Origin of the sequence: Rhodococcus sp. NPDC059179, assembly GCF_042754885.1 — a bacterium.
Lineage (GTDB): Bacteria > Actinomycetota > Actinomycetes > Mycobacteriales > Mycobacteriaceae > Rhodococcus_G.
Genome location: NZ_JBHZBV010000008.1, coordinates 132,606 through 145,094, shown reverse-complemented (window position 1 = coordinate 145,094; position 12,489 = coordinate 132,606). Strand labels below are relative to the sequence as shown.

12 protein-coding genes are annotated in these 12,489 nt (G+C 67.8%); 6 read left to right on the top strand and 6 right to left on the bottom strand.

What is annotated here, in order from left to right:
* Nucleotides 1–118: 118 nt before the first annotated feature.
* Complete coding sequence (locus ACFXMV_RS16795) at nucleotides 119–457, bottom strand: hypothetical protein (protein WP_142095197.1); 339 nt, start codon at nucleotides 455–457, stop codon at nucleotides 119–121.
* Nucleotides 454–1,635, bottom strand: coding sequence for a Rieske 2Fe-2S domain-containing protein (locus tag ACFXMV_RS16790; RefSeq protein ID WP_378503350.1), 1,182 nt, complete (start codon nucleotides 1,633–1,635; stop codon nucleotides 454–456). The genes ACFXMV_RS16795 and ACFXMV_RS16790 overlap by 4 nt, the downstream gene beginning before the upstream one ends.
* A gap of 201 nt (nucleotides 1,636–1,836) precedes the next feature.
* Between ACFXMV_RS16790 and hsaA the strand changes: the two genes are divergently transcribed.
* From hsaA to hsaB, 4 genes are read left to right on the top strand one after another with little or no spacing between them, the layout of a single operon-like run.
* A complete protein-coding gene (gene hsaA, locus ACFXMV_RS16785; protein WP_378501685.1) occupies nucleotides 1,837–3,012 on the top strand; it encodes a 3-hydroxy-9,10-secoandrosta-1,3,5(10)-triene-9,17-dione monooxygenase oxygenase subunit in 1,176 nt (391 codons plus the stop codon).
* An 11-nt stretch (nucleotides 3,013–3,023) separates the two neighbouring features.
* Entirely contained in the window at nucleotides 3,024–3,905 is an 882-nt protein-coding gene (hsaD, locus tag ACFXMV_RS16780) for a 4,5:9,10-diseco-3-hydroxy-5,9,17-trioxoandrosta-1(10),2-diene-4-oate hydrolase (RefSeq protein WP_378501684.1), read from the top strand.
* A complete protein-coding gene (gene hsaC / locus ACFXMV_RS16775) occupies nucleotides 3,905–4,804 on the top strand; it encodes an iron-dependent extradiol dioxygenase HsaC (protein ID WP_378501683.1) in 900 nt (299 codons plus the stop codon). Before hsaD ends, hsaC begins: the two co-directional genes overlap by 1 nt.
* Nucleotides 4,804–5,382 (top strand): 3-hydroxy-9,10-secoandrosta-1,3,5(10)-triene-9,17-dione monooxygenase reductase subunit, encoded by a 579-nt coding sequence (gene hsaB / locus ACFXMV_RS16770; RefSeq protein ID WP_378503349.1) that lies wholly within the window; start codon nucleotides 4,804–4,806, stop codon nucleotides 5,380–5,382. The genes hsaC and hsaB overlap by 1 nt, the downstream gene beginning before the upstream one ends.
* Before the next feature lie 86 nt (nucleotides 5,383–5,468).
* On the opposite strand, the gene ACFXMV_RS16765 is transcribed toward hsaB, so the two are convergent.
* Both ACFXMV_RS16765 and ACFXMV_RS16760 read right to left on the bottom strand, forming a co-directional pair.
* A complete protein-coding gene (locus ACFXMV_RS16765) occupies nucleotides 5,469–7,523 on the bottom strand; it encodes a neutral/alkaline ceramidase (RefSeq protein ID WP_378501329.1) in 2,055 nt (684 codons plus the stop codon).
* Between the two features lie 153 nt (nucleotides 7,524–7,676).
* Entirely contained in the window at nucleotides 7,677–8,183 is a 507-nt protein-coding gene (locus ACFXMV_RS16760) for a MarR family winged helix-turn-helix transcriptional regulator (protein ID WP_378501330.1), read from the bottom strand.
* A 114-nt stretch (nucleotides 8,184–8,297) separates the two neighbouring features.
* Between ACFXMV_RS16760 and ACFXMV_RS16755 the strand changes: the two genes are divergently transcribed.
* Nucleotides 8,298–9,515 carry an MFS transporter gene (locus ACFXMV_RS16755; RefSeq protein WP_378501331.1) on the top strand — a complete coding sequence of 406 codons (1,218 nt, stop codon included), beginning with the start codon at nucleotides 8,298–8,300 and terminating at the stop codon, nucleotides 9,513–9,515.
* Nucleotides 9,516–9,545: 30 nt separating this feature from the next.
* Here the strand turns inward: ACFXMV_RS16755 and ACFXMV_RS16750 are convergent, their stop codons facing one another.
* Together ACFXMV_RS16750 and ACFXMV_RS16745 are read right to left on the bottom strand one after the other, a co-directional pair.
* The gene (locus ACFXMV_RS16750; protein WP_378503354.1) at nucleotides 9,546–10,241 is read right to left on the bottom strand and encodes an acetoacetate decarboxylase family protein; all 696 of its coding nucleotides are present in this window, start codon (nucleotides 10,239–10,241) and stop codon (nucleotides 9,546–9,548) included.
* A gap of 47 nt (nucleotides 10,242–10,288) precedes the next feature.
* A complete protein-coding gene (locus ACFXMV_RS16745) occupies nucleotides 10,289–11,134 on the bottom strand; it encodes an SDR family oxidoreductase (RefSeq protein WP_378502159.1) in 846 nt (281 codons plus the stop codon).
* A 127-nt stretch (nucleotides 11,135–11,261) separates the two neighbouring features.
* Here ACFXMV_RS16745 and ACFXMV_RS16740 point away from each other — a divergent pair, with 127 nt between their 5' ends.
* Entirely contained in the window at nucleotides 11,262–12,443 is a 1,182-nt protein-coding gene (locus tag ACFXMV_RS16740; protein ID WP_378502158.1) for a cytochrome P450, read from the top strand.
* Nucleotides 12,444–12,489: the final 46 nt, after the last annotated feature.

Genomic DNA, 12,489 nt, shown 5'->3' with positions numbered 1-12,489 from the left:
TTGCACCTTTGTGGCTTGTCTCCCAACTCTTTGTTTCTTTGGGTTGTTTTGGGTCGGGGGTCCTCCCAACGGGGGGGGCCCTGCGGGGTGGCGCCCCGCCCCTCTTGTGCAGATGCGACTACGACTCGGTGTCGCGCACCTCGACGATGCCCTCCAGCACGGCATGGTTGATGCTCGCGATCAGCCGCGGACAGGTCTGGCGTGACCCGGTCCGCCCGCCGACGCCTGCGAACTCAGGGCACACCTCGGCCGGATCGGCCTGCCACTGGATGCTGGTGTGGTTGAAGCTGTTCTTGCGGACCAGCACGCAGGTGTGGCAGGCCCGGCACTCCACCTCCTGCAGCCCGTCCTCGAGATAGGTCTGCAGGTCGACGGCGGTCTGCGCGCGGACGGCCTCGACCCGGGCCGGGCTGTTCGCGAAGTCCGGGGCCTTGGACCAGGTCGAGGTCATCGTCACACTCCCGTCGAGCTCGCGGCCTCGGCGGCGGCCTTCTCCTCCGCCTGGCGGGCCATGTTCTCTTCCACCTCGCGCTGCCAGGCCTCCACCGCCTTGGTGGTGTCGATCTCGAACTCGAAGCGCTGCGTCATCTTGTCATCGACGTCGGCGACGTCGACGTAGAACTGCTCGTACCAGCGGCGCAGCTGGTAGACCGGGCCGTCCTCCTCGCAGAGCAGCGGGTTCTCGATCTTGGTCTTGTTCTTCCAGATCTCCACGTCCTGCTCGAAGCCCATCGTCACACCCGCGGTGAACTTGCGCGCGAGCTTGTTGGTGGTGGCTTCGTCCAGGCCCTTCGGCTTCTCGACGCTGACGCCGTACATCAGCATGAAGGAGTCGTGGTCGATCGGGTAGTGGCAGTTGATCAGGACGCTCTCGACCTTGTACCCGCTGTAGTCGTTGTGCAGCCAGTTGACCATGTAGGACGGGCCGAAGTAGGAGGCCTCGGAGTCGAGGACGGACTCGGCGTACTGGGTGCCCATGCTCCCGACGTCGGGGCGGCCGTGGTTCTGCAGGTACTGCGTCGCGACGTGGCCCTCGAAGACGTTCTTGAAGTACTTCGGGAACCCGAAGTGAACGTAGAAGAAGTGCGCCATGTCCACGACGTTGTCGATGATCTCGCGGCAGTTGGAGCCCTTGACCTCGAGGCGGTGCCACTCCCAGTCGGTCCACTCGTCGGTGAGGACACCCGGGAGTTCGGGAATGGTGACGTCCTCCGGCGGCGGGTTGCCCTCGGGGTCGTTCCAGAGGAACAGCATCCCGTTGCGCTGCAGGGTGGTCCATGCGCGGGTGCGGGCCAGCGGCGGAACCCGGCGGGCGTAGGGAATGCCCGTGCACTTGCCGTTGCCGCCCCAGCGCCAGTCGTGGAACGGGCAGGCGACGGAATCGCCCTTGACGGTGCCCTGGCTCAGGTCGCCGCCCATGTGCCTGCAGTACCCGTCGAGCACCTGCAGCTTGCCCTCGCTGTCGGCAAAGACGACGAGCTTGGTGCCGAACGCCTCCACCGAGTGCGGCTTGCCGTCATTGAACTCGTTCTCGAGTCCGATGCAGTGCCAACCACGGGCGAACCGCGTCGGCGTCGTTCCCACGTCGATCTCACGAACCTTGCGGTTGGCGGGTGCGCCGCTCGTCTGCGTCATCTGTGCCCTCCACATCCCTTCGTCTTTGTTACTAGAACACGTTATAGAACTTGTGCCAGTTTTGCTAGATATTGGCGCCAGTAGTCGCAGTCAGGGACTTTCGTACCGGTGGAACCCATTCTGCTCGACACGAATGGGAACGTGTTCTAGTCTCAGGTGAAAGTGAAGCACCGAGACGCACGACACATGAGGGAGTGACCAGTGGGTGAGCACGACAGCCGCGTGGTGATCGAGAAGCTGAACGAGCTTCTGCCGACCCTGCGCGAGCGCGCACAGGAGACCGAGGATCTGCGGCGCATTCCCGACGATTCGATCAAGGCGCTCCAGGAGGCTGGCTTCTTCCGCCTCCTGCAGCCGGCGCAATGGGGTGGCCTCGAGGCGGATCCCGTCACCTTCTACACGGCTGTCCGCAACATCGCGAGCGCGTGTGGCTCCACCGGCTGGGTCTCCGGCATCATCGGTGTCCACAACTGGCACCTCGCGCTGTTCGACCAGCAGGCGCAGGAAGATGTGTGGGGGCAGGACACCGACGTGCGGATCTCCTCGTCGTACGCGCCGATGGGTGCGGGCGAGGTCGTCGACGGCGGCTACAAGGTCAACGGCGCGTGGGCCTGGTCCTCGGGCTGTGACCACGCCAGCTGGGTTGTGGTCGGCGGACCGGTGATCAAGGACGGGCGCCCGGTCGACTTCGGCAGCTTCCTGATCCCCCGCGAGGACTACCAGATCGACGACGTGTGGAACGTGGTCGGACTGCGCGGCACGGGCAGCAACACCATCGTCGTCAAGGACGTGATCGTGCCGCGCCACCGCTTCCTGAGCTTCAAGGCGATGAGCAACCTGACCGCGCCCGGCCTCGAGCTCAACACCGCTCCCGTCTACAAGATGCCGTGGGGCACCATCCATCCCACCACCATCTCCACGCCGATCGTCGGCATGGCCTACGGCGCCTACGAGGCCCACGTCGAGCACCAGGGCAAGCGCGTGCGCGCGGCCTACGCCGGCGAGAAGGCCAAGGACGACCCGTTCGCCAAGGTGCGGATCGCGGAGGCCTCCAGCGACATCGACGCCGCCTGGCGTCAGCTCTCCGGCAACGTCGCCGACGAATACGCCCACCTGCTCGCGGGCGAGGAGGTGCCGATCGAGCTGCGCCTGCGCGCCCGCCGCGACCAGGTGCGTGCCACCGGCCGCGCGATCGCCTCGATCGACAAGCTCTTCGAGAACTCCGGCGCCACCGCGCTGCAGAACGGCACGCCGATCCAGCGCTTCTGGCGCGACGCGCACGCCGGTCGCGTGCACGCCGCGAACGATCCCGAGCGCGCCTACGTCATGTTCGGCGGAGCCGAGTTCGGTCTGCCGCTCGCCGACACGATGGTCTGAGGCGACACATCGTGACGACAACTGAGCAGGCTGAGATCACCTACGAGTCGACCTCGAAGTTCGCCCAGGTCCGCCCGGACCTGAAGCTTCACTACCACGAGGCAGGCGTCGGCAACGGTCCGACGATCGTGCTACTGCACGGCGGCGGACCGGGCGCCTCCTCCTGGTCGAACTTCGCCAAGAACATCCCCGTGCTGGCCGAGAAGTTCCACGTGCTCGCGGTGGACCAGCCGGGCTACGGTCTCTCGGACAAGCCGACCGAGCACCCGCAGTACTTCGTGCACAGTTCCTCTGCGCTCAACGACCTGCTCGACACCCTCGAGATCACCGGACGGGTTCACCTGCTCGGCAATTCGCTCGGTGGCGGCGCCGCGGTGCGGTTTGCGCTCGACTACCCGGATCGCGCCGGTCGGTTGGTGCTGATGGGCCCCGGCGGGCTGAGCGTCAACCTGTTCGCGCCGGATCCCACCGAGGGCGTCAAGAACCTCGGCAAGTTCGCCTACCAGCCGACCAGGGAGAACCTCGAGTCCTTCCTGCGGATCATGGTGTTCGACCAGAAGCTGATCACCCCCGAGTTGGTCGACGAGCGGTTCGCCGCGGCGAGCACTCCCGAGTCCCTCGCGGCCGCAAAGGCGATGGGGAAGTCCTTCTCCGGTGCGGACTTCGAGAAGGGCATGCTCTGGCGCGACGCGCACAAGATGCGCCAGCGGGTGCTGTTGACCTGGGGCCGTGAGGACCGGGTCAACCCGCTCGACGGCGCCCTGGTGGCGCTCAAGATGATCCCGCGCGCGCAGTTGCACGTCTTCGGCGGTTGTGGGCACTGGGCGCAGCTCGAGAAGTTCGACGAGTTCAATCGACTCGCCGCCGACTTCCTGCTCGAGGGAGGTAAGTAATGGGTATCCGTTCACTTGCGTACATGCGCATCGAGGCCACCGACATGGCCGCGTGGCGCGAGTACGGACTCAAGGTCCTCGGCATGGTCGAGGGCAAGGGCACCGACTCCAACTCGCTCTACCTGCGGATGGACGACTTCCCGGCCCGCCTGGTGATCGTGCCGGGCGAGCGTGACCGCCTGATGGTCTCCGGCTGGGAGACCGCCAATGCGGCCGGGCTGCAGGAGATCCGGGACAGCCTGTCCGCCGCGGGCGTGCCGTTCAAGGAGGGCACAGCCGACCAGATCGCCGACCGTCGGGTCGACGAGCTGATCGTGTTCGAGGACACCTCCGGCAACACCCTCGAGGTGTTCCACGGGGCGGCCCTCGAGCATCGCCGGGTGGTGAGCCCGTACGGCCACAAGTTCGTCACCGGCGAGCAGGGTCTCGGGCACGTCGTGCTCACCACGGATGACGACCAGGCCTCGCTGCGGTTCTACCGTGACGTGCTCGGGTTCAAGCTGCGCGACTCGATGCGACTGCCTCCGCAGATGGTCGGGCGGCCCGCCGACGGGGAGCCGGCCTGGCTCCGGTTCCTCGGCTGCAACCCGCGCCACCACAGCCTGGCGTTCCTGCCGCTGCCGAACCCGACCGGCATCGTGCACCTGATGATCGAGGTGGAGAACTCCGACGACGTCGGCCTCTGCCTGGACCGCGCGATGCGCAAGAAGGTCAAGATGTCGGCCAGCCTTGGCAGGCACGTCAACGATCAGATGCTCTCGTTCTACATGAAGACGCCGGGCGGCTTTGATATCGAATTCGGTTGCGAGGGGCTCGAAGTCGAGGATGAAAGCTGGATCGCGCGGGAGAGCACCGCGGTGAGTCTGTGGGGCCACGACTTCACGGTGGGAATGAAGTAGTGACGGCGCCTCAGGAAGCGACTGGCGCGGAGATCGATCCGCGTCAGTTCCGCACCGTGCTCGGTCAGTTCTGCACCGGCGTCACGATCATCACCACGATCGACGACGGCGAGCCGGTCGGGTTCGCATGTCAGTCGTTCGCGGCGTTGTCGCTGGATCCGCCGCTGGTGCTGTTCTGCCCGACCAAGGCCTCGCGGTCCTGGGCGGCGATCGAGCGCAGCGGCAAGTTCTGCGTCAACGTGCTCGCCGAGGAGCAGCAGGAGGTGTGTGCCCGGTTCGGTTCCCGTGAACCGGACAAGTTCGGTGGAATCGACTGGGAGGCTTCACCTCTCGGATCACCGATCATCGACAGGTCGCTGGCGCACATCGACTGCACGGTGGAGACCGTGCACGACGGCGGGGACCACTTCGTGGTGTTCGGCCGGGTTCACTCGATGAGTGAGATTAAGACCGAGCGTCCGCTGCTGTTCTACCGCGGGCAGTACACCGGCATCGAGCCGGACAAGACGGTCCCCGCGCCCTGGCGCGACGACCTCGAGGCGTTCCTCACCGCAACAACCGAGGACACCTGGCTGTAGCCGCGCCGCCGACACGACTGAAGGGCACCTCTGAGGGGAGGTGCCCTTCAGTCGTTTTCGGGTTCAGGCCCCGAGCGTCGAACGGATCAGACGTCGAATTCGGCCGAGATGCCTGCGAATTCGGAGATCTTGCCGTCGCGGCTCTTCTGATCGCCGAAGTGCTGGATCCGATAGCGGCCCGAGGGCGTACCGGCGGGCACGTCCCAGGTGATCTGGGCAACCGAACAGTTCTGGCCCTCGCGCCGCCAGCGGTACTTGGTGGACCAGTCGCCGTCGTCGGCATGCCGGACCCAGCGTCCGCCCTCCTGACGCTGCACCTCCAGGAACGTCTCACCGTGGCGCAGATTGTTCTTCGGGTGGCCGGTGACGAACTCGACGACAACCTGATCGCCTGCCGCGGCGCGCGGGTTCGGCTGCACCAGAACATCTCCGAACCGGTGTCCGGGCGTGGGCTCGTCGAAGGTAACGCCGTCGACGAAGTTCGGCTGGAACCCGGACATGTCGCGGGGCGCCGGCCCGCGCGGGACCTCGCCGCCGGTGCGCAGGCCGACCGCCAGCTGCGAGTAGCCCTGCTGGTAGGCGGGAAGGGTGTTGCGGCCGAACAACGTCGAGCCGCCCTCATACTGCTGGGCCTCGTACTCCTCCGGCGTGGTGCAGTAGCTCGAGTAGGAGTTCGCGTAGCCCTGGAAGATCACGTTCTCGAGTGGCACCCCGAGTTCCTCGGCAACGGTGCGCCGAATCCGCAGGCCGGAGACGATGGTGAACTCGGCGGGGCCGCCGACCACGTAGATGTCGCCGATCCGGATGATCTGGATCTTCAGCACGCGGGGCACCCAGCCGTCCGGCGGGAGCAGGCCGACGGCGATCAACACCAGCTTGGGCGCCTGGGCGTCGGCCAGCCAGTTCGGGATCGGGGCATTCATTCCGCCGAGCGCGTCGACCATCGGGTTGCGGCTGCCCTCCGGGAAGAGCGGGATGGCGGGCCCGTCCTCGACGCTGCCCGCGCTCATCGCGGCGCCGACGCACGCAGGCGCGGTGCGACGCTGCTGCCCGTCGGGGGTGAAGCGGCCGTCGACGACCTGGTTGGCCATGTCGAGGTACATCACCCGGCTGTCGACCGTGGTCGAGGACATCGGGTCGGCGTCGGCAAAGGCCTTGCGGGCCGCGGCGACCTGACGCTCGCCGATGATCCGGGTGTTCTCGAACTCGTCATCGGTCGGGCCTTTGCCCGGCTCGAGATGCAGGTTGGGCGACATGTCGCCGGAGTTGGTCTGTGGGAAGGACGCGACGAAGTCCGGGGCGCCGTCCAGGTATCGGACGCCCGCGATGTCGTGCTCCCAGAAGTAGGACGCGGCGCCCTTGTTGTCGCCGGAGATCAGGTAGTTCTCGTTGGTCAGCGACGCGCAGTGGGTGGCGAACCAGTTGATGGCGCCGATGTCGGTGCCGCCCTGGCTGATCCGCAGGGTCCGCATGGCGGAGTCGATTCCGAGCGGGTAGTAGTCCCTGTCGCGCTGCGGGTTCCGGTCGAACGCGGCCCGGGACCGGTTGACGCTGGCGTCGGTGAGCTCGGTGCGCCCGTAGGCGAGGGTGCCGGGCGCGAGGGTGTCGTGTGCGGCGGTGATCGCCTCGACGATGCCGTTGACCTCGGAGTCGAAGACCTGCTGCTGGAAGCCCATGATCGCCAGGTTGTAGGCGTAGTCGTGCGACGCCCCTCCGCACGCGGCGTGGGAGTGTACGGCGGTCAGCATCACGTTGCGCTCGGTGTACGTGTCGCCGAAGGCATCGTGCAGGCGCCGGAGGACGGCGTCGTGCACGGACTGGAAGACCATGCAGGTGTCGACGCAGACGTAGACCACGCGCGCGTCGGCCGCGTCGGCGAACACGTACGCGCGGGCGCGGGTGCGTTGGTGCAGGCCCCGGGCGACCTGCTCGAAGCTCGAGTAGCCCATCATCCCGTTCTCGGCCACCGGGCCGGTCACGTCCGAGATGCCGACTCCGACACGGAGTCCGGCGCCCTGCGGCGCGCGGCGTCGGCCGGCGGGGGACGGGGTGGAGGCGAGGGCGGGGCCCGCGCCGATCGCGGCGAGCGCGGGGCTTGCCGCGGCACCCGCGAGCACAGTCCGTCGACTGATCGTGACCACTGGGGATCCTTTCGGAGAATCGGGCACCGTGTTGGTCAAGTGTCCAGGTGACAGCACACACCACCGCAGCCCCGTTGGCAAGACCCTTCGGCGACATATCGTCCGCGGCGCTCGGTGGGATCAGAAACGCGATGCGGCGAAGGCAGATTCGGATCATTCGATGCTGGTGTCGCCGAGAGCCTCCAGGACCTGCCGAAGTCCGTCGGCGGTCTCGTCGAATACGCCGCGATCGACATCGGCCAGCAGGAGGGCGTAGTTCGCGAAGTGGGCTTCGATCGCCCCGCGCCCCACCTCCTGGCCTTGCTCGGTGAGTCGGATCTTGACGATGCGTCGGTCCTCGCCGTCTCGCACGCGTTCGACCAATCCCTTGGCCTCCATCCGGTCGATGCGGTTGGTGATCGCGCCGGAGGTCACCATCGAGGCCTTGATGAAGGCGCCCGCCGTCAGCGCGTAGGGCGGCCCCGATCGCTGCAGGGTGGCGAGGACGTCGAACTCGCCTGCCTCGAGGCCGTGCTGAGCGGCCGTGGCCTTGGCCGACTTGTCCACAATCCGCGCCAATCGCTGCGCCCGGGCGAACAGCTGAACCGGCCAGAACTCCTCGACCAGGTCGGGGCGCTCCTTGGTCCATTGATCGAGGATGGCGTCCACGGCGTCGCTCATCGGTTCTCCTCTTATCTCGGCAATTTATCTCAACCTCAAGATACTTGACGTCGAGAGAGCCGTCTGCTTTTATTTCAACATTAAGACAGTCAAGGTTGAACGACAGGAGCCGGCATGACACTGCTCACCCGCACACGTCCCGACGAATCCCGCGCCGTCCCCGCTCGACAGATCCCGGCGCTCTGGCTGGCGCTACTGGCGACGCCGATCGCCGCCAGTGCGAACAGCCCGGTCCTGATCCTTTCGGAGATGGCCGACTCGTTCGGCGTCCGAACTGCGACGGCGACCTGGCTCGTCACCGTCTTCGCCTGGGCCATGGCGGTCGGCACGCCGCTGATGGCCGCGCTGCTGCGCCGCCGCGGACTGCGGCTCACCCTCGGCGTCGGCGCCGCGCTGATCGTGGCGGGCACCGCGCTCGTCGCCGTAGCGCCCTGGCTGCCGCTGGCGATGGCCGGCCGCGCGGCCCAGGCTGTCGGCGGAGCGGGCCTGGCCACCGTCGCGATGACCCTCGCGGGCTCGGCGCGCAGGATGGGTGTCATCACCGCGGGCTTCGGAATCCTCGGCGCGACGGGGCCGCTGCTCGGCTCGCTGATCGCTGACGTGGCGTCCTGGCGTGCGGCGCTTGCGATCTCGCTCGTGGCTCTCCTGGCCATCCCGGCCGTCGTCCGCCACCAGCCGGCCTTCGCGCCCGCCCCCTCCACCCCCTTCGACGTGTGGGGCGCGGCACTGCTCGTGCTCACCGCGACCGCCCTGGTCCTCATTCCCCGGTACCCGGCACCGGCCGTGGCCGCCGCGTTGGTGATCGGAGCCTTGCTGGCGGCCCACATCCGACGGCGTCCCGACGGCGTCGTGCCCGCGGCCCTGCTGCGCAGCCCGGCCTTCACCCTTTCGGCGACGCTCGTGTGCGCACTCGCGACCTCGTACTTCGCGCTGCTGTTCACGATCCCGCAGCTGTTGCGGGAGCGGACCGAATGGTCAACCGCCGCAATCGGTGCCGGGCAACTCGTGGCCCTGCTGACCGGCTCCGCGCTGTCACTGGCACTGGCCGCCGCCGCCGTGCGGATCGGCCGTTCCCGGGTCCTGGCTGTCCTGATCGCCGTCGGGGTACTGGCTCCGCTCACCGCGGCCCTGTCTCCGTGGGCGCCGCTGCTCCTGGTGGCGGCCGCCCTGGCGGTCTTTGCCACCGCCGCCGGTCAGGCCACGCTGTCGGTCTACGCCACCGCTGCCGCGCCGGAGTCCCAGCGCCCCACCACGATCGGTTTGTTCAATCTCTGTTACCAGCTCGGTGGGGCCTTCGGCCCGGCGATCGCGGCCCTGATCGTCCTGGGCTGACCGACGTCCGGATGTGCCGGACACGGGTGTTCACACCACCTGCGCGTCCCCGAAGGTCATCCGCAGATCCGGAATCGACGAGGTGAGCAGAGCGTGGCGCGGCAGGCCGAGCGAGCGCAGCTCGTCGGCGATGGGGTGGGTGCCCAAGGCGAGCTCCGCGCCGCCGATCCGTGAGCGGACGCCGGACGGGGTCATGTCCCACGGCGTGTGCCGGGTGACGCCGTCGAGATGCGAGTAGGCCGCCACGGCGGCGCCCGCTCCTGAGCCGGGCAGTGCGATGCCCGGCTTGATGCGCAGCTCGGCGATCAGCTTGCCGTCCTGGCTGACCGAGGCGCGCTTGGCCGGGCTGGCGTGGTCGGCGTCGAAGTCGGCCAGCACCTTGGGAAATCCCCAGATGCCCCGCCCGGCGGCCATCGTGAACTCGCCGTCGACGGGGAGCTGGTGGATCAGCGCGCCCACCCCGCCGGTGGCCAATGACTTGAGATCGGCGGCGACGGAGGACCTTCCGGTGCTGCGATGGCCCCGCACCATGAAGCAGACACCGAACTCGTTGTAGGGTCCCAGGTCGCCGTCGACGTAGTCGACGAACACCAGCACGCAGAGCCCGCGGCCGGGACGGTACTGGAGTATCTGCAATCCGGTGCCGTCGATCAGCGCCTGCGCCACGCCGGTCGGCACCGAGTACATGGCCATGAATGCCGTCGCCTGCCGGATCTGCACCGGCATCTCGATGCGCTTGCCGAGCACGTCGTGGGAGGTCGCGCCGTTCGATGTCACTGGGCCACCACGCCGCGAAGGCCGTCGGCGCCGTAGACCTGTTCGAGCATCGAGCTGAAATCCGGTCCCCGGCGCAACATCTGGCCGCCGTCGACGTTGATGATCTGGCCGGTGATCCAGGTGGACTCGTCGCCGAGCAGGAATCGTGCCAGTGCCGCGATGTCCTCCGGCTCGCCGATGCGGGGCAGGGGAGTGCAGGCCTGGTAGTCCTCGAGCAGCGGCCCGCCGTCCGTGATCAGGGCGACCAGGTCGGTGCGGGTGAGCCCGGGGCGAATGCAGTTGACCCGAACGTTGCTGGCGCCCAGCTCGTCCGCGCCGAGCTGCACGAGATGATCGACGCCGGACTTCGAGACGCCGTACGCGCCGAACCAGCGGTGGGTGTTGCTGCTCGCGATCGAGGAGATGGCGACGAACGATCCGCCCCCACCGCGGACCAGTTCGCGCGCGGAATGCTTGAGCGTGAGCATGGTGCCGGTGACGTTGAGGTCCACGGTGCGGCGCCAGGCATCGACGTCGATCTGGGTCAGCGGGGCGATCGTCTCGTTGCCGCCCGCGCAGGCGACCACCCCGTCGAGGCGCCCGGTCACCGCGGTGGCAGCCGCGACCGCGCCGGTCACCGAGTCCTCGTCGGTGACATCGGCGGTGTGGCGGGTGATCGACCCGCCGTGCGCGGGCGTGACCGTCGCGGCGGCCGCGATCAGCTTCTCCTCGGTGCGTCCGCAGATGGTGACGTGGGCGCCGGATGCGGCCAGGAGCGAGGCGACGCCGAGGCCGATTCCGCTGCCGCCCCCCGTCACCAGGATCGACCTGCCCTGCAATGCGCCCGTGCCGTTCGCGTCCACCGCGACTCCCTCCGCTTTGCAACTTGTTCTACCACCGGCGAGACGATTTGGATATGCAATGCCGCGAGCAGGAATAGGCTCGCAATCGGCTGGTGGGAACGGGTTCTGGAACGGCTGGGGCGAGGGGATGGACGGTATGCGACCCGACATCGAACTGGTGGACGGACGGTTCTATGCGGGTGAGCTCGGCGACCCGCGGGAGGCCTATGCCTGGATGCGCGCCAACGAGCCGGTGTTCCGGGATCGGGGCGGCATGGCGGGCGTCGCGACCTACGCCGGGCTGGTCGAAGCCGAACGCGATGCCGGACTGTTCTCCAATGCCGGGGGCGTGCGGCCGGAGATCGGGCCGCTGCTGCACATGATCGACATGGATGACCCGGAGCACCTGCACCGCCGCAAGCTGGTCAACGCCGGCTTTACCCGCAAGCGGGTCGAGGCGAAGGTCGACGACATCGAGAGGATCTGCGACGAGCTGATCGACGCGGTGATCGACAGGGGCGAGTGCGACTTCGTCCGGGACCTCGCCGCGCCGCTGCCGATGGCGATCATCGGCGACATGCTCGGTGTCCGCCCGCGGGAGCGGGAGATGTTCCTGGAGTGGAGCGACGACCTGGTCAAGGCCCAGGGCAGCAACGCATCCGACGAGATGATCGCGAAGATGATGGCGGCGTACGTCTCGTTCGTCGACTTCACCATGCGCACGATCGAGCAGCGCCGCCGCGACCCGACCGAGGACCTGACCAGCGTGCTGGTGCACGCCGAGATCGACGGCCGTCGGCTCACGGACGAGGACATCGTCGCCGAGACCCTGCTGATCCTGATCGGTGGGGACGAGACCACCCGGCACGTGCTCAGCGGCGGCATGGAACAGCTGATGCGTCACCCCGAGCAGCGCGGCAAACTCGCCGACGACCGGTCCCTCATCCCGCAGGCGCTCGAGGAGATGCTGCGCTGGGCCTCGCCGGTGAAGAACATGTGCCGCACCGTGACCCGGGATGTGGAGTTCCACGGCACGCAGCTGCGCGAGGGCGAGAAGGTGCTGCTGCTGTTCGAATCCGCGAACTTCGACGAGTCGGTGTTCGAGAACCCGGACCAGTTCGACATCACCCGGAACCCGAATCCTCAGGTGGCCTTCGGGTTCGGCTCACACTTCTGCCTGGGCAACCAGCTCGCCCGCGTCGAGGGCAAGCTGATGTTCGAGCGGCTGCTCGAGCGGATCCCGAACATGGAACTGGCGACCGACCGGCCGCTGCCGCGCCGCCCGGCGAACTTCGTCACCGGGCTCGAGGAGATGCCGGTTCGCTGGTAGCCCGCTGCCCGTGCGCGTTTCTGGTAGTGGGAGCTACCAAAAACGC